Raw genomic sequence first — 22,810 nt, forward strand, 5'->3', positions numbered from 1 at the left:
CCCGCGCAGCTCACGCCGGGCTGAAACAGCGCTTAAACTTCGCGGTTTTCCTTGATGTCCCAGGCGAGTACGCTTTCGCCTCCGCGGGTACCCTGGTCGGTCTGCTCCCAGTATTGTTTTCTCACCTTGGCAGCCTGGAACGCGTAGGTCACCTTGACCGCCTCCGAACCTTTCGCGGCGCCCTGCTGGACCGAGGTAACAAGGACCTCGGACAGCGTGATGCGCAGATACTCGATTTGCGAGCCGCCTGCCTTGCAAACGGAAATTTCCACCTTCGGCAAGTGCTTGCCATTGGCGCAAAATTTGAGGACTGCGGGCGCTGCCTTATCGATGTAGGTTTCGACCAGCAGATCGTTGAAACTGACTTTGCCGATGCCGCCGCCACTGCCCGTGGCCATACTGCCAGGCTGCGCCGCGCCCCACGCGTAGGATTGAATGTCGGTCCAGCCTTTGTGATTGGCATCTTTGGATTCGCCCGTCACACCGTCTACTCGCATATACATATCAACTGACATTTTCCGGCCTCCTATTGATGAATTGAACACGATGGTTAAGACTGGTGTGCAGGGACGTCACCGTCTTTCAGCGCAGGCAGTCTTGAAACCAGCCTCAGCGATACGGTTAGCCCTTCTAATTGATAATGTGGGCGCAAAAAGAATTTCGCGCTGTAATACCCGGGATTGTCTTCAATGTCTTCCACGACAACGTGAGCGGCCGCCAGCGGTTTCCTCGCCTTGGTATCTTGCGAGGAGTTGACCGGATCGCCGTCGACGTAAGTCATGATCCAGTTGTTCAGCCACGCTTCCATGTCGCCGCGCTCCTTGAACGAACCGACTTTGTCACGCACGATGCACTTGAGGTAATGCGCGAAGCGGCAGCATGCAAACAGATACGGTAGACGGGCGGCGAGTTTTGCGTTGTCGGTAGCCGTTGAGTCGTGGTATTCAGCGGGTTTTTGCAGCGATTGCGCGCCGATGAAGGCAGCGAAGTCCGAGTTTTTTCGATGCACGAACGGCATGAAGCCATTTTTTGCCAGCTCGGCTTCGCGCCGGTCGCTGATGGCGATTTCGGTCGGGCACTTCATGTCGACGCCGCCGTCATCGGTCGGAAAAGCATGGGTAGGCAAATCCTGCACGGCGCCGCCGGATTCGACGCCGCGAATCGAGGTACACCAGCCGTAGTGCCTGAACGAACGATTGATGTTGGTGGCCATTGCGTACGCCGAGTTGATCCATGCGTAACGCCGGTGGTTGGCGCCATCCGTGTCTTCCTCAAAATTGAATGCATCCACCGGATTGGCGCGTGCGCTGTAGGGCAGACGCGCAAGAAAGCGCGGCATGGTGAGGCCGAGGTAGCGGGAATCGTCTGACTCGCGAAGATGGCGCCACGCGGCATACTCGCTGTTCTGAAAGATCCTGGTGAGATCGCGCGGGTTCGACAGTTCCTGCCACGATTCCATTTGCATGACCGCTGGCGACGCACCGGTGATAAACGGGCAGTGCGCGGCGGCGGCGATCTTTGCTATTTCGCCGAGCGTTTCGACGTCGGGTGGACTATGGTCGAAATAGTAGTCACCGACCAGACAACCGAGTGGCTCACCGCCGAACTGGCCGTATTCTTCCTCATATACTTTCTTGAAGATCGGACTTTGATCCCACGCGACGCCTTTATAGCGCTTGAGCACGCGGCTCAGTTCCGTCTTCGTGACCGGCATGAAGCGAATCTTCAGCAGTTCATCCGTCTCGGTGTTGTTCACCAGATAGTGGAGCCCGCGCCACGACGATTCGAGTTGCTGGAAATCCTCGTTGTGAATGATGGTGTTGATCTGATCAGACAGCTTGCGGTCGATCTCGGCAATGATGGTCTGAATAGTCTGGTAGGCGTCGTTCGAGATGACTACTGCGCTTTCCAGTGCCTGCAGCGCGAGCGTTCTGACTGCACCGTCGATGGCTTCCTGAGTTTGCTCGGTGCGTGGGTTGAATTGCTTCATCAGTAATACTGAAAAAGCGTCAGCCGACGAAGCCGTAACGGGTGATGGGTGCTCGATGGACTCTGCGTAGTTCATGGGGATCCTCGGAACATTCATGGATGAATGGCGTTCGCACCAGCCGGACTACTGCGTGTCAGCCGTTTTATCGATGGCTTTCGGCCCGACGGGCTCGGACGGACCCGCGAGCGCTTTGAGCAGCGTCGGATTCTTAAGCGCCTGGGTGATCAGCTCTTCTGCGCCGCTCTTACCATCCATATAAGAAAGCAGGTTCGACAATTGCGACCGCGCTTGCAGCAGTTGATCGAGTGCCGGAACCTGCTTTGCAATGCTGGCAGGGGAGAAGTCATCCATGCTCTGGAAGGTGAGGTCGACGGCTAGCATGCCTTCTCCAGAGATGTCGTTCGCCACGCGAAGCGCCACGCGTGGCTGGATCGACTTCAGCCGGTCATCGAAGTTATCGATATCGATCTCCATGAATTTGCGCGCTTCCAGGTCCGGTAAAAGCCTGCTGGATTGACCGGCGAGATCGGCGACGACACCCATCACAAACGGGATTTCGACTTTGCGCTCGCTGCCATAGATTTCGACGTCGTACTCGATCTGCACGCGGGGCGCGCGGTTGCGGGCAATGAACTTCTGCCCCGTTGCGTTTGTTACGGTTGCTTTCGATCCGTTCGAGTTGGCCATTCTGAAGCTCCACGGTTTTCACTGGCTGTTGTACGCCGCACGGGCGCGGCTCAATGGGTCGCAATAGCGGATGGTTGTTCCGGCTGACCTGCCAGAACATCAAGTTGTGACAACGCGGCCGGCGCCATGTCGCGTACGATTTCGTAGAAGTTCATATGCATCAAGCGTTGAGCCCGGCGCAGCAGAAGCGGTGCAGGATGGCCGGGTTCCGCGCGCTCCAGATACACGCATGCGTTTTCCAGCGCAAGCAGGACGTCATTACGCGTTCGTATCGACATCGTTCCTGCAGATGCTTCGTGAGCGCCGGCAATATGTTCGGGCGCTGTTGACGTGGCGATCGCTGACGCCGGCGGCGGCGATTCACCTCCGCAAGCGGACGGCGTGATGAGCGGGTGTTCGCGGATCTCCTGATAGACCACGCGCAGCGGACCTTCCACTGCGATTGGGTCGGGTACCCATGAAGAACTGAGGTTGACCGCGATTCGCTGGTGAATGCGATCGATCGCGTCGAGCAGTTGTTGAACCACCGTACACGCCTCGTGCGCGCTTTTGAGCGTAGTCTGCAACTCCGCGTGCAGGCTGGCGCCGCCGGCGGGAAATCCGTTCACGATCGCCGACTGCTTTCGGTCGAGAATTGCGGCGGCGTCGCGCAGGGAGAGTGGGCCGAACCGCCAGTGCAGCAGCGTAGCGCTGCGGGCATTGCGTCCGAGAGCCTGCTGGTCAGTCAGCGCAGCAATCGCATTGAGCCGCGGCAAAGGATCAAACTCGCCCCCCGACTCGAGCTGCGGGTGGACGTGCTCCCAGTATTGGTCAAGGACGCAGGCAACCAGCGAGAGGCCTTTTGCATATCCGGCGAGACCGCTCATTTCCGTCCAGGCAAGTGTCAGTAGTGCGATGACACGTAAATCAACGGTGCGGTTGAGCAATTCGACGGCCAATGCTTCGACGTGCTGCCAGTCCGGCGCAACTGCGGGAATCAGGTTGTCGCCAAATTGCTGTTCGCGGCGGCCGGTTGCAGCCTGCTGAAGCGCGGTAAACGCGGTGTCATATTCCAGGTCGGCGCCACATGGCTGTTCAGGACTAATAGGCCAGATTTGATCGGTCAGTACTATATTCATAGTGTCGTCTCGAATCCGAATCATGATTAATCAGGATTCGATTTTTATATTGAAATTCAACCTGAATTCTTAATTTGATAGTCGTGTACTCAGCGAGATTCTTAATCTTTCTTAGTTAAACAGATTCATCTTAAGAAGAAGGAGGAATTCTCAAAGTCTGGCTGGCAGCCCTGAATACGGCCAGCAACGTGGCGTTGCGCTGTACGTGCAACATGTAGATCGCAACGGGAAGTTGCATGTTCATCAGGATGCCGAAATTTATCGTTCGATTGATTACCGTCAGGAAGATGTTATTTCGGGTTCGCTAATATGGCAAGCGGATTCTAATTATTTGATAAGACGATTTTTGTAACTTTATTAAGATGGATAAAAGATAGCTTGGTAAGGTTTAAACGTCTCTGGATTAAATTGGACGAAATGCGGCTTTCGGCTGAAGATTTTTGGGAGGAGGATGTCGTGCGCCAACGAATTCTTTGCGCTGTATCGAGCCAGTGCTGACCCGTGCGAAGAGAGGGCGGCTCCAGTTGTTGGAGGACCTGCGGACCAAAGTGGAATGAACTCGAAAATCGCGACCCAAAACAAAAAACCGCCCAGCTTGCTGGGCGGTTTTTCAGGCCTTGAGCGAACAAGGCAAATCTGGTCGGGGTGAGAGGATTCGAACCTCCGGCCTCTACGTCCCGAACGTAGCGCTCTACCAGGCTAAGCTACACCCCGATTCGTACTGCTGGACTCCTACGGTGTTTCAGTCCCGTTCAAGACTGTCTTGCCGTCGAGTAAGAACATAATTCTAGCAGGCTATCTTTGAAAATGGAATCGGGAAATGAAGAAATTGCTGAAGCTGCGGCGAGCGCTTCCTGCTTTGCGCACTCGAGCGTGTGATCCAGCGCGCCGGAACGCGTGATCGCTTCGAAAATCGTGTCGAAACGGTCCGTGCCGCCTTGCTCGATGGCTTCCCGGGCGAGCGCCGACTGTTCTGGCGTGCCGCGTTCGATCAGGTAGATCAGAGGAAGCGTGGGTTTGCCCTCACGCAGATCGTCGCCGGCATTCTTGCCCATCGATTCAGCGGTGCCCGTGTAGTCGAGCCAGTCGTCCATGATCTGGAACGCAGTGCCGATGCGGCGGCCGAATTCCGCCGCGGCGGCTTCGGTTTTCGCGTCCGAACCGGCCAGCACGGCGCCGAGTTGGGCCGCGGCTTCGAACAATTTGGCGGTTTTGTAGCGGATCACCTGCATGTAGCGCGCTTCGTCCACGTCGGCGTCGTGCATATTCAGCAGCTGCAGCACTTCGCCCTCGGAGATGATGTTGGTCGCCTCCGACAGGATTTCCATCACGCGCATCTTGCCCACGCCGACCATCATCTGGAACGAGCGTGAGTACAGGAAGTCGCCGACCAGCACGCTCGCGGCGTTGCCGAACAGCGCGTTGGCCGTCTGGCGGCCGCGCCGCAGATCGGATTCGTCGACCACGTCGTCGTGCAGCAGCGTGGCCGTGTGGATGAATTCCACCACCGCGGCCAGTTCGTGCCGATGCCCGGTGGTTTCGCCCAGTGCGCCCGCCACCAGCAGCAGCAGGGCGGGCCGCAGCCGTTTGCCCCCGGCGCTGATGATGTACTCGGAGATCTGATTGATCAGCATCACGTCGGACGCCAGACGGTGCCGTATGACGCGATTGACCTGCTGCATGTCTTCGGCGATCGGAGCGAGCAGGCTGGCGGCGTTGGAGGAGGGGGTGGCAGTCGACGACATGATGGCTGAATTGGGTAGTGCCGCGAATTATAAGGCGAATCGCGACAGTTCCGGGTCGCAGGCTGCGGCACGGTGCGATGGAGGCCGCGGCTGGGCCGTTGCCGGGGCTGGACGGCAACGCGCCGGGCGGTGCGCGCGGCGACTCTCAATGAGTTTTGACCGCGCAGCTAACTCTATGTATAATCACGGGTTTCCGCGCGCGGTGCGTGGGAAAAATGAACACAGAGTGAGGTTCTCAATGTACGCGGTCATAAAAACCGGTGGCAAGCAGTATAAAGTTGCCGTCGGCGAAAAACTTAAAGTAGAACAGATACCGGCAGACATTGACGCTGAAATCACGCTCGACCAGGTTCTCGCAGTGGGCGAAGGCGAATCGATTAAGTTCGGTACGCCGCTGGTCAGTGGGGCTTCCGTCAAGGCTACCGTCGTGTCGCAAGGTCGTCACGCAAAAGTGACCATCTTCAAGATGCGTCGCCGGAAGCACTACCAGAAGCATGGCGGCCACCGCCAGAACTATACCGAACTGCGCATCGACGCGATCAACGCGTAAGCGCAACGGTTAAGGAGCAAATCAAATGGCACACAAAAAGGCAGGCGGATCATCCCGCAACGGCCGCGACTCTGAATCGAAGCGTCTCGGCGTCAAGGTCTACGGCGGTCAAGCCATCAACGCTGGCGGCATTATCGTTCGCCAACGTGGCACGCGTATGCACCCGGGCGAAAACGTCGGTATCGGCAAGGATCACACCTTGTTCGCGCTGACGGACGGCCACGTCAATTTTTCGACGAAGGGCGCAGCGAAGAAGCACATGGTCAACGTCGTCCCGGCAGCAGTCTGAGTTTAATCAGGCACGGGCTTCAGGACCGGAAAAAGGCCCCGCGAAGTTCGCGGGGCTTTTTTTATTGCAGCGCTTTTGTCCGAAGAATGGGCGGATTGCACGGCCAAATCGGCGTGGTTAGCCGATCGGCTGATTGCCCACCGTACGGCGAGCGCGGCAAAATAGCACCATCTGAAAGCATCAACCCAGCAGCACCATCTAGCAGTACACCACGGGACGGAGTTACGCATGAAGTTCATTGACGAAGCGAGGATTGAAGTCATCGCCGGCGACGGAGGGGATGGCAGCGCGTCGATGCGCCGCGAGAAGTTCGTTCCGTTCGGCGGCCCGGATGGCGGCGACGGCGGCCGGGGCGGCAGCGTGATTGCGGTGGCAGACCGCAACATCAACACGCTGATCGACTACCGCTACGCGAAAAAACACCTGGCGCGCAACGGCGAAAACGGTCGCGGCGCGGACTGTTACGGCAAGGGCGGCGACGACATCACGCTGCGCATGCCGGTCGGCACGACCATCACCGATATGGAAACCGGCGAGCTGATCGCCGATCTGACCGAGCACAACCAGAGCGTGCAAATCGCGCAAGGCGGTGCGGGCGGTCTCGGTAACCTGCATTTCAAATCCAGTACGAACCGCGCGCCGCGTCAGAAAACCGACGGCAAGCCCGGCGAGCGCCGCATGGTGCGCCTCGAATTGAAGGTGCTGGCCGACGTCGGTCTGCTCGGCATGCCGAACGCCGGCAAGTCGACCTTTATTTCGTCGGTGTCGAACGCGCGGCCGAAGATCGCCGATTACCCGTTCACCACGCTTGCGCCGAATCTCGGCGTGGTGCGAGTCGGGCCGAGCCGCAGCTTCGTGATCGCCGACATTCCTGGTTTGATCGAAGGTGCGGCGGAAGGCGCGGGTCTCGGCCATCAGTTCCTGCGCCACCTGCAACGCACCGGGTTGCTGCTGCATATCGTCGACCTTGCGCCGTTCGATGAATCTGTTGATCCGGTCGCGGAAGCCAAGGCGATCGTCAACGAACTGCGCAAGTACGACGAGCTGCTCTATGAGAAGCCGCGTTGGCTGGTGCTCAACAAGCTCGACATGGTGCCCGAAGACGAGCGTGAAGCACGCGTGTCGGCCTTCCTCGAAGGCTATGGTTGGGACGGCCCGGTGTTCGAAATCTCGGCGCTGACCGGCCAGGGCTGCGAGAGTCTTTGCTACGCGGTGTATGACCACATCGCCGCGCATTCGGACGCGCAGCGCGCGGCTGAAGCCGAAGATCTCGCCGCGGACGTGCGTTTCCGCGAGAAGCCGGAAGAGAAGCCGGAAGCACCGACCGCAGCTTCGGACGATTCCAGCGTCGACCCGCAGTAATAACAAGCCTGAGCGCCGGCGCCTGCACGGGCCGCCGGCATGCATCACGCGTCATCTTGGGAGACCGCGCACAATGCGTTCCGTCATCGCAGATTCACGGCGATTGGTAGTGAAAGTGGGCTCGAGCCTCGTTACGAATGACGGGCGCGGCCTCGATCATGCTGCGATCGGCCGCTGGGCCGCGCAGATTGCCGCACTGCGCGCGCAGGGCAAGGAAGTGGTGCTGGTCAGTTCGGGTGCGATTGCCGAAGGCATGCAGCGGCTCGGCTGGACGAAACGGCCACGTGAAATCGACGAATTGCAGGCGGCTGCGGCTGTCGGTCAAATGGGTCTCGCGCAAGTCTACGAAAGCCGCTTTGCCGAGCATTCGATCCAGACCGCGCAGATTCTGCTGACCCACGCCGATCTGGCCGACCGCGAACGCTATCTGAACGCGCGTTCCACGTTGCTGACGCTGCTGCGGCTGGGCGTCGTGCCGATCATCAACGAAAACGACACGGTCGTCACCGACGAAATCAAGTTCGGCGACAACGACACGCTGGGCGCCCTGGTCGCGAATCTGATCGAAGGCGATGCACTCGTGATCCTCACCGATCAGCAAGGGCTTTTCACTGCCGACCCGCGTAAAGATCCGAACGCAACGCTCGTCCGGCAGGCCGATGCCGGTGCGCCGGAGCTCGAAGCGATGGCGGGCGGCGCGGGTTCGAGCCTGGGTCGCGGCGGCATGCTCACCAAGATTCTTGCCGCCAAACGTGCGGCACACAGCGGCGCGAATACGGTGATCGCGAGTGGGCGCGAGGCGGACGTGTTGTCGCGGCTGGCCTCGGGCGAGGCGATCGGTACGCAGTTGATCGCGCGCACTGCGCGCATGGCGGCGCGCAAGCAATGGATGGCCGATCACCTGCAGGTGCGAGGTCACGTGGTGATCGATGATGGCGCCGTCGAAAAGCTGACCGAAGGCGGCAAAAGCTTGCTGCCGATCGGCATCGTCGGTGTGCAGGGCGCATTTGCGCGCGGCGAGGTGATCGCATGCCTGAGCGCGGCAGGGCGTGAAGTTGCGCGCGGCCTGACGAACTACAGCAGCGCGGAAACCAAGCTGATCCAGCGGCGTCCGAGCGGTGAAATTGAATCGGTGCTCGGCTACATGCTGGAGCCTGAACTGATTCACCGCGACAATCTAGTGCTGGTCTGATTTCTCGGTAACGTACGCGCCGCAGCACCGCAGCGGTAACGTTCACACGGCAGCACTGCAGATAAAAAAGCCGTTCCAGCGTGAGCTGGAACGGCTTTTTCACGTCCGCAGCGGCACTCCCGATTCAAAGTGCCTTCGCGAAAACCACCTTAGTGAACGAGCGAACTCTGTGTGCGCTTATAGCGGATGTTCTCGACAATCTGCTTCGCGTTGCCGATGGGCATCTTGTTCGCGCACATATAGTCCTGATACAGCGTTGCCTGATAAGCGTTCAGCGCGCCGTTCTCAATGCGCCGGAAGTCGTTGGCGACGGTCTGGTCCCAGCCGTCGTGATCAGCGTTCAGGCCTGCGTACTGGCGCCATTCGTACGTATCGCAGCGAATCCCTTCGTAGTTCACGTTGCGCGCGCCGCTCGGGCTGGTGACGACGACGGTGTAGCGCACCACTCCGTCGGTGCCGACGGTAAGCGAATTTCTATCGATCGCGAACTGCAGCGGCGTGTTGCCGGAAACCTCGAAAGGCAGAAGATTCGAGTCTTGCGGCAGCGGCGGCAAGGTATCCACCTTGTTTTCAACCCAGTTGCTCGGCCGGTCCAGCAGGTAGGCAAACGCACTGTCGTCTTTATTTGATGGTTTGCTGGCGCAACCAGCCAGCATGGCGCCAGTGGCGACGCACGCCACGACGAGAGCAAGTGCTTTCAATATGGTTTCCTCGAAACACTGGCGCGGCTCATTGAGCCGCGCCAGCAGAGGCGGCGTGGACAGCCGCACAGAGTTGTTAATTGCGCACGCCAGGGCGGAACAGCGAGCCGGCGGTTTCGCGCTCCGATTCGTCTTCGTGTTCCGAGGCGGAGCCGACCTCGGCTACCGACCCGGAACCCGGACCGCAATCAGACACGATCGTCGTGTGAATCGACGTTTCGATGCTGAGTGTGGTCACCGAGGCGGTGACCGTCATCATCGTCGAATCCGGCGGACTTTCCATTGACGACGCTATCCGGGGATAACGCGGCCCATGGTGCCCGCCAGGTTTTTCCGCACGCGGCGCAGCCCGGCGCATGAAACGGGATAGCTCCGTCAGCGCCAACTGATACACATCCCGCTTGAACTCGATCACACAGTCGAGCGGCACCCAGTACTCGTTCCAGCGCCACGCATCGAACTCAGGGTGGTCGGTGGCGCGCAAGCAAATGTCGCAATCGCGTCCAACCATCCGGAGCAAAAACCAGATTTGTTTCTGGCCGCGGTAATGACCGCGTACTTCGCGCTTGATGAACTTGTCAGGCACCTCGTAACGCAACCAGTCGCGCGTGCGACCAATCACCTTGACGTGCTCAGGAAGCAGCCCGGTTTCTTCGTGTAACTCCCGATACATCGCTTGCACGGGGGTCTCTCCGTACTTGATGCCCCCTTGCGGAAACTGCCAGGAATGTTCACGGAGCCGTTTGCCCCAAAACACCTCGTTGTGCGCGTTCAAGAGGATGATGCCGACGTTCGGGCGAAAGCCTTCACGATCCAGCATACAACCACCTTCGAATCCTTTAAAATTGCTTTGATTATAAACAGATAACGGACCCGACGCACCGATTCGCACCAGATTGGAACGATTCGCCGCAAAAGGCCCACGTTTGCGGTAGCCTGTCAGTCTTTCCGTGCCTTATCCCTTGCTGCAAAGGCTTTGCGCGGCAGCTTCAGCGCCGCGATTGGGCCGTTTTTGCCGGGGTTTTGCCTGGTATGCGCAGGGCGTCTGCCGGGTCTGAGCCGGGCTTCTGGCCCGACTTTGACCGGGTATGCGGCGAGTCCGTGCCGGCGCGAGGCCGGGTCTGGGTCGGTTTCCCCACCGTTTTCACCTTTCGGGCGGTCCCTCCGGAGCCGCCGCTTTTGGAAAATCTGAATGAAAGCTTCCCGTTTCTTTATCGGCACGCTGAAAGAAGCGCCCGCCGACGCCGAGATCGTCAGCCACAAGCTTATGGTGCGCGCCGGCATGATCCGCCGCGTTGCCGGCGGCATCTATAACTACCTGCCGATCGGCCTGCGTTCGATCCGCAAGGTGGAAGCCATCGTGCGCGAAGAGATGAACCGGGCAGGCGCAATTGAACTGTTGATGCCGGCAGTGCAGCCGGCCGAACTGTGGCAGGAATCGGGCCGTTGGGAAAAATACGGCCCCGAACTGCTGCGCTTCAAGGATCGCAAGCAATCCGATTTTGTGCTCGGACCGACCCATGAAGAAGTGGTCACGGATATCGCGCGCGGCCAGATCAAGAGCTACCGCCAGTTGCCGGTGAATTTCTACCAGGTCCAGACGAAGTTCCGCGACGAAATCCGTCCGCGTTTCGGCGTGATGCGCGGCCGCGAATTCATCATGAAAGACGCGTACTCGTTCGACAAGGACGCGGAAGGCCTGCGCGAGTCGTATCGCAAGATGTACGAGGCGTACGTGCGTATCTTCACGCGCCTCGGTCTGGATTTCCGTGCCGTGGCCGCAGATAACGGTTCGATCGGCGGCAGCGGTTCGCATGAATTCCACGTGATCGCCGAGACCGGCGAAGACGCGATCGCCTATTGCCCGACCTCGGATTTCGCGGCGAACGTCGAAGCGGCTGAAGCGTTGCCGCTTTACACGGAACGCGCCGCGCCGACCGAAGAGATGAAGAAGACCGCAACGCCGGGCAAAGCGAAGTGCGAAGCCGTGGCCGAGCTGCTCAACATTCCGCTCGAGCGCACGATCAAGTCGATCATCCTCGCCACGGAAAACGAAGGCGCCGAACCGACCATCTGGTTGCTGATGCTGCGCGGCGATCACGAGCTGAACGAGATCAAGGCAAGCAAGCTGCCGGGTCTGGCGGACTTCCGCATGGCGACCGAAGCCGAAATCATCGAGACCTTCGGCACGCCGCCGGGCTACCTCGGCCCGATCAACACGAAGAAGCCGGTCAAGGTCGTTGCGGATCGCACGGTCGCGAACATGAGCGACTTCGTGGTGGGCACGAACGAAGTGGATTACCACACCACCGGCGTGAACTGGGGGCGCGATTTGCCGGAGCCGGTCGTTGCCGACATCCGCAATGTGAAGAAGGGCGATCCGTCGCCGGACGGCAAGGGCGTGATCGACATCTGCCGCGGCATTGAAGTCGGCCACGTGTTCCAGCTCGGCACGAAATACTCGGAAGCGATGAACGCGACCTGTCTCGACGAGACCGGCAAGCCGCAGCCGATGGAAATGGGCTGCTACGGCATTGGCGTCACGCGTATCCTGGGTGCGGCGATCGAACAGAATTTCGACGAGAAGGGCATCATCTGGCCGGAATCGATCGCGCCGTTCGAGGTCGTGCTGTGTCCGATGGGTTACGACCGCAGCGAGGCCGTGCGCGAGCAGGCCGACAAGCTGTACGCGGAGTTGGTCGAAGCCGGTGTCGACGTGATCCTCGACGATCGCGGCGAACGCCCGGGCGTGATGTTCGCCGACTGGGAACTGATCGGTGTGCCGCATCGTCTGGTGATCGGCGATCGTGGTCTCAAGGACGGCAAGCTCGAGTACCAGGGCCGCCGCGACGCTGAAGCGACGCTGCTGCCGGTCGAAGACGCCGCCCAGACGGTGATCGGCAAGGTTCGCGCCGCGTTGGCGCGCTAAGCGGAGCGGACGGTGGAGTACACCTTCGTCTCTGCGACCGTCCTGCTGATTCTGATCACCGATCCGCTCGGCAACATTCCGCTCTTTGTCAGTTGCCTGCGGAGCGTATCGCCGAAGCGGCGCACGATCGTCATTCTCCGTGAGGTGGCGATCGCCTTTGCGATCCTGCTGGTTTTCATGGTGGTCGGCGACCGCTTCCTGCGCATGATGAGTCTGACCGACCAGTCATTGCGTATCGGCGGCGGGATCGTGCTGTTTCTGATCGCGCTCAGGATGGTGTTTCCGCACCCGGACGGTCCGTTCGGCGGCGACACGCGCGGTGGCGAGCCGCTCATCGTGCCACTGGCCATTCCTGCGCTAGCGGGTCCGTCGGCGCTGGCCACGGTGATGCTGTTGACGTCGCAGGCGCCCGGCAAAATGTTTGAGTGGATAGGTGCGCTGACCGTCACGATGGTGGTCTGCGCGATCGTGCTGATGCTGGCGGAGCGCATTCAGGCGTGGCTCGGCGAGCGCGCGATGATGGCCTTCGAACGGTTGATGGGCTTGGTGCTGGTGGCGATCTCGGTCGAAATGATGCTCGGCGGGATCCGCTCTTTTGTGCATCAACTTTGAATGAGATCGGGTGCGGGACTCGGCACGCCTACGCAGTAATGCGAGCAATAACCTGATAAACAAAAAGCGGCCCGCGGGCCGCTTTTTGTTTATGCCGATGCGCGCTGCAAACGGCGCCGCCAGAACATCCTGGCCTCAATCAAGCCCCCTCGGTCAGCGCCCGAATGGTCGGCAGGTTGCGCCAGTAACCCTTGGCGTCCATTCCGCAGCCGAACACGTAGCGGTCCGGCACTTCGAAGCCACAGTAATCCGGGCGCAGCGGCTTGGCCTTCGGAATGATCTTCTCGCACAGCACCGCGCTCAGGAAGCGCTTCGCGCCCATCGCGAGGATACGATCGCGGATCGCGGCCATCGTTTCGCCTTCGTCGAGGATGTCGTCGAGCACCAGCACGACGCGATCCTTCACCGACTCAGCGGGCGCCACGCGCCACTGCATCTCATTGCCGCCCTTGGTGGTGTTGCGATAGCGGGTCAGGTGGATGTAGTCGAACTCGAGCGGGAAATCGAGGTGCGGCAGCAGCATGCCGGTGAACACCGCGGCGCCGCCCATCACCGACAGCACGAGCGGGAAGTCCTCGCTTATCTCGTTGCGGATGGCGGTCGCCATGCCGCTGATCGACGCGTTGACGTCGTCTGCCGAAACGATTTCTTCGGAGTGGCTAAAAATGTGGAGAGCTTCTTCGCGGTTCATGACGTCTGACGGGCGGTAACTGTATACATAGTGTGGGTGAGAACGGCGGCGTGCGGTACAGAATAAACCCGCACAAATCCGGAGTCAGCCGCGCGTGCCATTGTTCGTGCACGCGGGCACGCGCGCCGCCGTCTTGCTAAAGCTTAGCGCATGCCGGGCATCATGCCCTTCATGCCGCGCATCATCTTTTGCAGATTGCCGCCCTTCAGCTTTTTCATCATCGTGCGCATCTGGTCGTACTGATTCAGCATGCGGTTGACTTCCTGGACCTGCACGCCCGCGCCGGCGGCAATGCGGCGCTTGCGGGTGGCCTTGATCAGCTCGGGCTTGGCGCGTTCCAAAGGTGTCATCGAATTGATGATGCCTTCCATGCGGCGCATCTGCGACTCGGCCATGCCCATGTTGGCGCCGGCAGCGGCCTGCTGGAACTGCGCAGGCAGCTTGTCCATCAGCGACGACAGGCCGCCCATGCTCTTCATTTGCGTAAGCTGCGCGCGGAAATCGTTGAGGTCGAAGTCGCCGCCTTTCTTGACCTTGTCAGCGAGCTTCTGCGCGGCCTGAACGTCCACGCCGCGTTGCGCTTCTTCGACGAGGGCGAGAATGTCGCCCATGCCGAGAATCCGGTTCGCCATGCGATCCGGGTAGAAAATTTCGAGGCCGTCGAGCTTTTCGGCGACGCCGACGAACTTGATCGGCTTGCCGGTTACGTGACGCACGGAGAGTGCCGCGCCACCGCGCGAATCGCCGTCGAGCTTGGTGAGGACCACGCCGGTAAGCGGCAATGCGTCGCTAAAGGCCTTCGCGGTGTTGACCGCGTCCTGACCCAGCATCGCGTCGACAACGAACAGCGTTTCCGCCGGTTTCAGTTCGCTGTGCAGCGCGGCGATTTCGGCCATCATCGCTTCGTCGATACCCAGGCGGCCGGCCGTGTCGACCAGCAGCACGTCGTGGTAGTGGCGCTTGGCCCAATCCACCGCGGCGCGCGCGATATCCACCGGCTTCTGATCCGGCTCCGACGGGAAGAAATCCGCGCCGACCTGCTCGGTCACCGTCTTCAACTGCGCAATAGCAGCCGGGCGGTAGACGTCGCACGAAACGGTCAGGACCTTCTTCTTGTACTTTTCGCGCAGGAGCTTGGCGAGCTTGCCGACCGTGGTCGTCTTACCGGCGCCCTGCAGACCCGCCATCAGGATGATGGCCGGCGGCGTGACAGCGAGATTCAGTTCGACCGCCTTGCCCTCATAGTCGCCGCCGATGATCGCGGTCAGCTCGCGCTGCACCACGCCAACCAGCGCCTGACCCGGCGACAGGCTGCTGATGACCTCCTCGCCGAGCGCTTTTTCCTTCACCTTGGCGATGAACTCGCGCACGACGGGCAGCGCCACGTCCGCCTCGAGCAGCGCGAGGCGCACTTCGCGCAGCATTTCCTGGGTGTTCGCCTCGGTGAGCCGGGCTTCGCCGCGCAGCGTCTTGACGACGCGCGCCATCCGTTGAGTCAGATTGTCGAGCATGGGGAGCGATGAACTGTGCGGCCGGAGCAGGGCGCGAAGTGGAAGACGTCGCGGAGCAGGGGCCTAGTGTAAACTTCGAATATGGATATTGTACTGTATGCCCTCACTGCGCTCCTCTACGGCGGTCTTGCCGTGGCCGGCTGGCGCTCACACCGGCACGCCGCCTTGCGCCCGGTACTCGAGAGCGTGCCGCCGGTGCCGGTTGCCCAAGGCATGTCGACCTCGTCGGCCGCTTCGGGCATGAGCACCTCGGGCCGCGCGCTGCTATTTGTCGCGCTGCTCGCTCATGGCGTACTGTTGCATACCACCATCTTTCCCCAAAACGCGATGGTGTTCGGGTTTGCGTTCGCGCTGTCGGCGATGTTCTGGCTCGGCGCCGGCATCTACTGGATCGAGAGTTTTTTCTTTCCGCTCGACGGCCTGCGCCTGCTGGTATTGCCGCTCGCCTGCGTCGCTTCCTTATTGCCGCTGGCGTTCAACGGCGTGCGCGTGCTGCCGTATTCGGCCGCGCCGATGTTCAAGCTGCACTTCCTGATCGCCAACATCGCGTACGGTTTGTTCGCGATCGCGGCACTGCATGCGGTTCTGATGCTGCTGGTCGAGCGGCGTCTGCACGCCATGCGCGGCGGCATGTCGCAACGCAATGCCGCTGCGGCGGGCAACGGCTGGCTGTCGAGCTGGCTCGATACCTTGCCGCCGCTGCTGACACTTGAAAAGCTGCTGTTCCGTCTGATCGGCGCCGGCTTCGTGCTGCTCACGCTGACGCTGGTGTCGGGCATCCTGTTCAGCGAACAACTGGTCGACCGTGCCTTGCGGCTCGATCACAAGACCGTCTTTGCGATTCTTTCCTGGGTGATGTTCGGCGCGCTGCTGACCGCGCGCAAGGTTTCCGGCTGGCGCGGCCGTGCGGCATTGCGCTGGGTGCTGGCGTCGTTCGTCGCGCTGCTGCTGGCGTACGTCGGCAGCCGTTTTGTATTCGAGGTGCTGTTGCACCGTGCCGTAGTGTGAGTGTCCTGCTATGCGACAAATTTTTCTGCTGATCCTGTTGTTCATCGTCGGCCAGTGGCTGGTCAAGGCGCTGCGCCGTCATGACGCGCAAGCGTCGCAACGCACTGGCGCGGGTGCAAATGGCGCCGCGGGCGCCGGTGGGGCGAGAGGCCAGAGCGGCCCGAATGGCGGTGCGCGTGGACCTAACGGACAAAACGGCCCACAAGCGCAGCCGCAGCTCGCCGAGCCGATGATCCGTTGCGCCGAGTGCGGCGTGCATGCACCGAAGAGCGACTCCGTGGTGGTGGCGGGGCAGCCGTTCTGCAGCGCCGCGCATGCGCAACGCCACGGCGCGCGTCCCACGGGCCGTGACGCTCGATGAGCGTCGCATTCACCGTCGATGCCGACGGTTGGGTCGCCGCCGCACGCAAACTGCCATCGCCGAATTTTGAAGCGCGGCCCGAAGGGGCCGTGCCGACGCTGATCGTCGTCCACAACATCAGCTTGCCGCCCAATGAGTTCGGCGGCACGGCGATCGCCGAACTGTTCCAGAACACGCTCGACTGCGACGCTCACCCGTACTACGACACGCATCTGCGCGGCGTACGGGTGTCGGCGCATTTCGTGATTCATCGCGACGGGGCGCTCGAGCAATTCGTGTCCTGCAACGAGCGGGCATGGCACGCCGGCCCGTCGAATTTTTTCGGCCGTGAGCGCTGCAACGATTTCTCGATCGGCATCGAGCTGGAGGGCAGTGACACGACTGCTTTCGAAGCGGCGCAATACCGCACGCTCGGTGCACTTGTGGCGGCGCTCAAGGCCCGCTATCCGGTCGAAGCCCTGGCCGGTCACTCGGACATTGCCCCCGGCCGCAAGACCGATCCGGGGCCCCATTTCGAGTGGCAGCGTCTGCAACGCGACACGGCGTTGACGGATCAGTACTTCCCCTATCTCAAGTTTTCCAAAACGCTGTAACGACCCTTTGCGCAACTTCGCGTGATGCGAGGAGAACAAGGCACAGCCTTGTTCTCCGGGGAGTCGGCTTCGCGCCGCGCTATGCAAAAGTCAAGACATCGAAAGCAAATAAAACGATTTGATCTGTCTTGAAACTCCACTATACTTGGTGCCAGAAATTCAGTTTCGCACTATATCTTGTGTCTGGTGTGTATAACTCTGTGCATAACTGAGTGCATAAGTATGCGGCGCCCCGCTCTCCGAGCATGGCGCCGCAAGCATTCCAGACAGCGAAAAAAATTCCTGCGGTGCGCCGGTTGCGAGAACCGGCAGCGTCCAGAAGCATTCGGGAAAAGGGCCAACAATGATTGCGACACGCACGATGAAGACCGTTACCAATTCGAATCAGACTTCATCGCTGTCGCATCCCGCCACCCGGCTTAGCCGGTCTTTTTCCTGCACCCCATCGCTTGCGCACGCGGCGGCGCAGCGTTCGTTTTAATCCGCGGCTTTCTCCGCAACATTTCCAAGACCAGGAGCTTTGCACATGCAAACCACCGACAACGCGACGACCCGGTACGAGGGTTCACCGGCTGGCCAGACCTTCGGCCAGGCACAAGGCGCCCAGGCGCTCGCGCCGCAAACGACTTACGCCGACTACAAGGTGATCCGTCGTAACGGCAGCGTGGTGTCGTTCGAACCGTCGAAAATCGCCATCGCCGTGACGAAGGCATTTCTGGCCGTCAACGGTGGTCAAGGCGCGGCGTCGGCTCGCGTGCGCGAACTGGTCGAGCAACTCACGCAGAACGTGGTGCGCGCACTCTTGCGCAGCCGTCCGAACGGCGGCACGTTCCATATTGAAGACATCCAGGATCAGGTCGAACTCGCGCTGATGCGCGGCGGCGAGCACAACGTCGCGCGTGCTTACGTGCTGTATCGCGAGAAGCGCACCCAGGCGCGCGGTCACGACGATCAGATCGTCGCCAGCACCCCGGGTCTGAATGTCACGGACAACGGCGTGACGCGTCCGCTCGACATGGCTGCGCTGCGCGGCATCATCGAACTGGCTTGCTCGAACCTGGGCGACGCCGTGAATGCCGATCCGATCATCGCGGAAACGGTCAAGAATCTGTACGACGGCGTGCCGATGAGCCAGGTCTACGACTCGGCAATCCTGGCTGCCCGCACGATGATCGAAAAGGACCCGGCATATAGCCAGGTCACCGCCCGCATCCTGCTGCACACGATCCGCCGCGAGATCCTCGAAGAGGAAGTCACGCAAACGGAAATGGCCGACCGCTATGCCGAGTACTTCCCGCAGTTCATCAAGCGCGGCATCGGCGCCGGCCTGCTGGACGACAAGCTCCAGCAGTTCGACCTGAAGCGCCTGGGCGCCGCGCTCGACAACAGCCGCGACCTGCAGTTCGGCTACCTCGGTCTGCAAACGCTGTATGACCGCTACTTCCTGCATCACGACGGCGTGCGCATCGAAATGCCGCAGGCATTCTTTATGCGTGTCGCAATGGGCCTGTCGCTGAACGAGATCGACCGCGAAGCGCGCGCCATCGAGTTCTACAACATCCTGTCGAGCTTCGACTTCATGTCGTCCACGCCGACGCTGTTCAACTCGGGCACGCATCGCTCGCAACTGTCGTCGTGCTACCTGACGACGGTGGACGACGACCTCGACGGCATCTACGAAGCGCTGAAGGAAAACGCGCTGCTGTCGAAGTTCGCCGGCGGTCTGGGCAACGACTGGACGCGCGTGCGTGCTCTGGGTTCGCACATCAAGGGCACCAATGGCAAGTCGCAAGGCGTCGTGCCGTTCCTGAAGGTCGTCAACGACACGGCTGTCGCCGTGAACCAGGGCGGCAAGCGCAAGGGCGCGGTCTGCGCGTACCTGGAAACGTGGCACCTGGACATCGAAGAATTCCTCGAGCTGCGTAAGAACACCGGCGACGACCGTCGCCGCACCCACGACATGAACACGGCGAACTGGATTCCCGACCTGTTCATGAAGCGCGTGATGGAAGGCGGCGACTGGACGCTGTTCTCGCCGTCCACCTGCCCGGATCTGCACGACCTGTTCGGCGCGGAATTCGAAACGGCTTACACGGCTTACGAAGACAAGGTCGCGCGCGGCGAGATCAAGCTGTTCAAGAAGATCCCGGCGGCGCAACTGTGGCGCAAGATGCTGGGCATGCTGTTCGAAACCGGCCACCCGTGGATCACGTTCAAGGATCCGTGCAATGTGCGTTCGCCGCAACAGCACGTCGGTGTCGTCCACTCGTCGAACCTGTGCACGGAAATCACCCTGAACACCAGCGACGCCGAAATCGCCGTCTGTAACCTGGGCTCCGTGAACCTCGTCGCTCACCTGAAGGAACAGGCCGACGGCACCCTGGTGCTGGACCACGACAAGCTGAAGCGCACCATCAGCGTCGCGATGCGCATGCTCGACAACGTGATCGACATCAACTACTACGCGGTGGCCAAGGCGCGTAACTCGAACCTGAAGCACCGTCCGGTCGGCCTCGGCATCATGGGCTTCCAGGACTGCCTGCACCTGCTGCGCACGCCGTACGCGTCGCAAGAGGCGGTCGCGTTCGCCGATACGTCGATGGAAGCGGTTTGCTACTACGCTTACTACGCGTCGACCGAACTGGCGCAGGAGCGCGGCCGTTACTCCAGCTACCGCGGCTCGCTGTGGGATCGCGGCATCCTCCCGCAAGACTCGGTGAAGCTGCTGGCCGACGCGCGCGGCGGTTACGTCGAAGTCGATTCGAGCGAATCGATGGACTGGACCGAACTGCGTTCGCGCATCGCCACCTACGGCATGCGCAACTCGAACTGCGTGGCGATCGCGCCGACGGCGACGATCTCGAACATCATCGGCGTGTCGGCCTGTATCGAACCGACGTTCCAGAATCTGTATGTGAAGTCGAATCTGTCGGGCGAATTCACGGTGGTCAACGACTACCTGGTGCGCGACCTGAAGGAACGCGGTCTGTGGGACGAAGTGATGGTCGCCGACCTGAAGTACTTCGACGGCACGCTGTCGCGCATCGACCGCATTCCGGCCGACCTGCGCGCGATCTACGCGACCGCGTTCGAACTCGATCCGGTGTGGCTGGTCGAGGCGGCCTCGCGTCGTCAGAAGTGGATCGACCAGGCGCAGTCGCTGAACATCTACATGGGCGGCGCATCGGGTAAGAAGCTCGACGAGATCTACAAGCTCGCATGGGTGCGCGGTCTGAAGACGACCTACTACCTCCGCACGATGGCGGCGACGCACGTCGAGAAGTCGACGGTGGCGCACGGCGCGCTGAACGCGGTGAGCTCGGGTGGCGGCGAAGGATCGGGCGGTGCCGCAGGTGGCGCGGCAGGTGGCTTCGGCGCGAGCGGTGGTGCAGCATCGGGCGGCTTCCAGGCAGCGGCGGCAGCCCCTGCGGTTGCAGTCGAAGCAGCGCCGGAAGCGGATGGTCCGGTGTGCATGATGCGTCCGGGCGATCCGGGTTTCGACGAGTGCGAGGCTTGCCAGTAAGCGCTTGGAAATTAAGAGACAAGCATGAAGCAGGCGGCAGGACCGCCGCTTGCTGAACAGGGTGTAGGTAAAGACCCGCATGCAGCGATCAGCAAGCTTGATAGAAGTGATGCATAAGCGAAGTAGACGAGCGGCGCGGCGAAACGAAATCGACGTTGCGCCGCTCATCGAAAAGCAGCGAAGCACGGCAAGCAACTGAAGCCGTGAAGCGGCAGGCAAGTAGTAGATGAAGCAGTCAGCAGTCGGCAGCACAGACGAAGCGCTCGACATGAAGCGCTCAGCAAACGCTCCGGTCAATGGTCGATCGACACAGCCGGCCAGATGCATCGCTCGACATTGCATTGAACTTCACCTCGCCAGCACTGACGAACAGGCAAGCATGGGACAGCCGGGACGTCAGCACGAGGCAGCAGGAAGCAATCGCAAAACGCTGCAAGCACACTCCGCAATACAGATAGATAGAGCAGCGAAACGACGCTTTAACACGTTGCTCTTCGAGCTCGCGAAGCATCTCGACGACACGCGTTCAACACGCTTCACATGAGGCGACACACACAGTCTGTTGAACAAAGTGTTGTATGAACGTAGCAACGCGAATCGAAAACAGGATTTTTCATCAGCGAACTCTTTTATCGCTCGTGAAAAGATGGTACAAACCGTTCTAAATTGATGGTGACATTTATGCTCAACTGGGATGACGAGATCACTGCCGTAACTCCCTCGAGCGCTACGCAACAGAATGTGTTGCGCAACGCTGCGGGATCGGCTGTCGGTTCGCAAGTCGGAACGCGTTCCGCTCCTCACGCTCCCTCGGCTCAAGACATCTTCGCGAACGACATCGCTGTCGCTCCCGTTGCTCACGTGACCAACGCGGCGGCTGGAACGGCTGCCGTTTCGGAAGCGCGAGTCAATGTCGCCGACAAGCGCATCATCAACGGCCAGACCGACGTCAATCAGTTGGTGCCGTTCAAATACAAGTGGGCCTGGGAAAAGTATCTGGCGGGTTGCGCCAACCACTGGATGCCGCAAGAAGTGAACATGTCGCGCGACATCGCCCTCTGGAAAGACCCGAACGGTCTGACCGAAGACGAGCGCCGCATCGTCAAGCGCAACCTGGGCTTCTTCGTGACGGCTGACTCGCTGGCCGCCAACAACATCGTGCTGGGCACCTACCGCCACATCACGGCGCCCGAATGCCGCCAGTTCCTGCTGCGCCAGGCGTTCGAAGAGGCGATCCACACGCACGCTTACCAGTACATCGTGGAATCCCTGGGCCTCGACGAAGGCGAAATCTTCAACGCGTATCACGAGGTTTCCTCGATCCGCGCGAAAGACGAATTCCTGATTCCGTACATCCACGTGCTGACCGACCCGGCCTTCAAGACCGGTACGCTCGAGGCAGACCAGACGCTCCTGCGCTCGCTGATCGTGTTCGCCTGTGTGATGGAAGGGCTGTTCTTCTACGTCGGCTTTACGCAAATCCTGGCGCTGGGTCGCCAGAACAAGATGACCGGCGCGGCGGAACAGTACCAATACATCCTGCGCGACGAGTCGATGCACTGCAATTTCGGCATCGACCTGATCAACCAGATCAAACTCGAAAACCCGCAACTCTGGACGGCTGAGTTCCGCGCGGAAATCCGCGAGATCTTCCAGCAAGCGGTCGAACTTGAATATCGTTACGCAGAAGACACGATGCCGCGCGGGGTGCTCGGCCTCAATGCGTCGATGTTCAAGAGCTATCTGCGCTTCATCTGCAACCGCCGTTGCCAGCAGATCGGTCTCGATCCGCTGTACCCGAACGAGGAAAACCCGTTCCCGTGGATGAGCGAGATGATCGACCTGAAGAAGGAACGCAACTTCTTCGAGACGCGAGTGATCGAATATCAGACTGGCGGCGCGCTGACCTGGGAGTGATCCGGGTTCGTGTCGCAGATGCATTCATTTT

General features: G+C 60.5%; 21 protein-coding genes and 1 tRNA gene. 12 read left to right on the forward strand and 10 right to left on the reverse strand.

Annotation, left to right across the window (positions count from 1 at the left end; all coding sequences use genetic code 11):
* Positions 1-32: 32 nt before the first annotated feature.
* From PQQ95_RS11500 to PQQ95_RS11525, 6 genes are all read right to left on the reverse strand, one after another.
* Complete coding sequence (locus tag PQQ95_RS11500; protein ID WP_408437518.1) at positions 33-515, reverse strand: Hcp family type VI secretion system effector; 483 nt, start codon at positions 513-515, stop codon at positions 33-35.
* Positions 516-550: 35 nt separating this feature from the next.
* The gene (gene tssC, locus PQQ95_RS11505; protein WP_408437519.1) at positions 551-2,065 is read right to left on the reverse strand and encodes a type VI secretion system contractile sheath large subunit; all 1,515 of its coding nucleotides are present in this window, start codon (positions 2,063-2,065) and stop codon (positions 551-553) included.
* 48 nt (positions 2,066-2,113) lie between these two features.
* The gene (tssB, locus tag PQQ95_RS11510) at positions 2,114-2,677 is read right to left on the reverse strand and encodes a type VI secretion system contractile sheath small subunit (RefSeq protein WP_408437520.1); all 564 of its coding nucleotides are present in this window, start codon (positions 2,675-2,677) and stop codon (positions 2,114-2,116) included.
* 50 nt (positions 2,678-2,727) lie between these two features.
* Complete coding sequence (gene tssA / locus PQQ95_RS11515) at positions 2,728-3,795, reverse strand: type VI secretion system protein TssA (protein WP_408437521.1); 1,068 nt, start codon at positions 3,793-3,795, stop codon at positions 2,728-2,730.
* Between the two features lie 637 nt (positions 3,796-4,432).
* Positions 4,433-4,509, reverse strand: a tRNA-Pro gene (locus tag PQQ95_RS11520).
* A 38-nt stretch (positions 4,510-4,547) separates the two neighbouring features.
* Positions 4,548-5,540 carry a polyprenyl synthetase family protein gene (locus tag PQQ95_RS11525; protein ID WP_408437522.1) on the reverse strand — a complete coding sequence of 331 codons (993 nt, stop codon included), beginning with the start codon at positions 5,538-5,540 and terminating at the stop codon, positions 4,548-4,550.
* Between the two features lie 238 nt (positions 5,541-5,778).
* Here PQQ95_RS11525 and rplU point away from each other — a divergent pair, with 238 nt between their 5' ends.
* From rplU to proB, 4 genes are all read left to right on the forward strand, one after another.
* Positions 5,779-6,090, forward strand: a complete 312-nt coding sequence (gene rplU / locus PQQ95_RS11530) for a 50S ribosomal protein L21 (RefSeq protein WP_007180329.1) — start codon at positions 5,779-5,781, stop codon at positions 6,088-6,090.
* Between the two features lie 25 nt (positions 6,091-6,115).
* Entirely contained in the window at positions 6,116-6,379 is a 264-nt protein-coding gene (gene rpmA / locus PQQ95_RS11535; RefSeq protein WP_007180330.1) for a 50S ribosomal protein L27, read from the forward strand.
* Positions 6,380-6,607: 228 nt separating this feature from the next.
* A complete protein-coding gene (cgtA, locus tag PQQ95_RS11540; protein WP_408437523.1) occupies positions 6,608-7,741 on the forward strand; it encodes an Obg family GTPase CgtA in 1,134 nt (377 codons plus the stop codon).
* Between the two features lie 73 nt (positions 7,742-7,814).
* A complete protein-coding gene (gene proB, locus PQQ95_RS11545) occupies positions 7,815-8,933 on the forward strand; it encodes a glutamate 5-kinase (RefSeq protein WP_408437524.1) in 1,119 nt (372 codons plus the stop codon).
* Between the two features lie 149 nt (positions 8,934-9,082).
* On the opposite strand, the gene PQQ95_RS11550 is transcribed toward proB, so the two are convergent.
* Both PQQ95_RS11550 and PQQ95_RS11555 read right to left on the reverse strand, forming a co-directional pair.
* Positions 9,083-9,634, reverse strand: coding sequence for a CNP1-like family protein (locus tag PQQ95_RS11550; protein ID WP_408437525.1), 552 nt, complete (start codon positions 9,632-9,634; stop codon positions 9,083-9,085).
* 76 nt (positions 9,635-9,710) lie between these two features.
* Complete coding sequence (locus tag PQQ95_RS11555) at positions 9,711-10,454, reverse strand: RNA pyrophosphohydrolase (RefSeq protein WP_408437758.1); 744 nt, start codon at positions 10,452-10,454, stop codon at positions 9,711-9,713.
* A gap of 372 nt (positions 10,455-10,826) precedes the next feature.
* Here PQQ95_RS11555 and PQQ95_RS11560 point away from each other — a divergent pair, with 372 nt between their 5' ends.
* Together PQQ95_RS11560 and PQQ95_RS11565 are read left to right on the forward strand one after the other, a co-directional pair.
* Complete coding sequence (locus PQQ95_RS11560) at positions 10,827-12,563, forward strand: proline--tRNA ligase (protein WP_408437526.1); 1,737 nt, start codon at positions 10,827-10,829, stop codon at positions 12,561-12,563.
* A 12-nt stretch (positions 12,564-12,575) separates the two neighbouring features.
* Complete coding sequence (locus PQQ95_RS11565) at positions 12,576-13,175, forward strand: MarC family protein (RefSeq protein WP_408437527.1); 600 nt, start codon at positions 12,576-12,578, stop codon at positions 13,173-13,175.
* 139 nt (positions 13,176-13,314) lie between these two features.
* Here the strand turns inward: PQQ95_RS11565 and PQQ95_RS11570 are convergent, their stop codons facing one another.
* Together PQQ95_RS11570 and ffh are read right to left on the reverse strand one after the other, a co-directional pair.
* Complete coding sequence (locus PQQ95_RS11570; RefSeq protein WP_408437528.1) at positions 13,315-13,866, reverse strand: hypoxanthine-guanine phosphoribosyltransferase; 552 nt, start codon at positions 13,864-13,866, stop codon at positions 13,315-13,317.
* Between the two features lie 143 nt (positions 13,867-14,009).
* Positions 14,010-15,377: a signal recognition particle protein gene (gene ffh, locus PQQ95_RS11575; protein ID WP_408437529.1), complete on the reverse strand. Its 1,368-nt coding sequence runs from the start codon at positions 15,375-15,377 to the stop codon at positions 14,010-14,012.
* 81 nt (positions 15,378-15,458) lie between these two features.
* Here ffh and PQQ95_RS11580 point away from each other — a divergent pair, with 81 nt between their 5' ends.
* From PQQ95_RS11580 to PQQ95_RS11605, 6 genes are all read left to right on the forward strand, one after another.
* Positions 15,459-16,385, forward strand: coding sequence for a cytochrome C assembly family protein (locus tag PQQ95_RS11580; RefSeq protein WP_408437530.1), 927 nt, complete (start codon positions 15,459-15,461; stop codon positions 16,383-16,385).
* Between the two features lie 10 nt (positions 16,386-16,395).
* Entirely contained in the window at positions 16,396-16,746 is a 351-nt protein-coding gene (locus PQQ95_RS11585) for a PP0621 family protein (protein ID WP_408437531.1), read from the forward strand.
* On the forward strand, positions 16,743-17,339 hold the full coding sequence (gene ampD, locus PQQ95_RS11590; RefSeq protein WP_408437532.1) for a 1,6-anhydro-N-acetylmuramyl-L-alanine amidase AmpD: 597 nt from the start codon (positions 16,743-16,745) through the stop codon (positions 17,337-17,339). The genes PQQ95_RS11585 and ampD overlap by 4 nt, the downstream gene beginning before the upstream one ends.
* Before the next feature lie 526 nt (positions 17,340-17,865).
* Positions 17,866-20,862, forward strand: coding sequence for a ribonucleoside-diphosphate reductase subunit alpha (locus PQQ95_RS11595; protein WP_408437533.1), 2,997 nt, complete (start codon positions 17,866-17,868; stop codon positions 20,860-20,862).
* Positions 20,863-21,088: 226 nt separating this feature from the next.
* Positions 21,089-21,406, forward strand: a complete 318-nt coding sequence (locus PQQ95_RS11600) for a hypothetical protein (RefSeq protein ID WP_408437534.1) — start codon at positions 21,089-21,091, stop codon at positions 21,404-21,406.
* 137 nt (positions 21,407-21,543) lie between these two features.
* Positions 21,544-22,779 (forward strand): ribonucleotide-diphosphate reductase subunit beta, encoded by a 1,236-nt coding sequence (locus PQQ95_RS11605; protein WP_408437535.1) that lies wholly within the window; start codon positions 21,544-21,546, stop codon positions 22,777-22,779.
* The last annotated feature ends 31 nt before the right edge of the window (positions 22,780-22,810 follow it).

Origin of the sequence: Paraburkholderia caffeinilytica (assembly GCF_046030355.1) — a bacterium.
GTDB lineage: Bacteria > Pseudomonadota > Gammaproteobacteria > Burkholderiales > Burkholderiaceae > Paraburkholderia > Paraburkholderia caffeinilytica_B.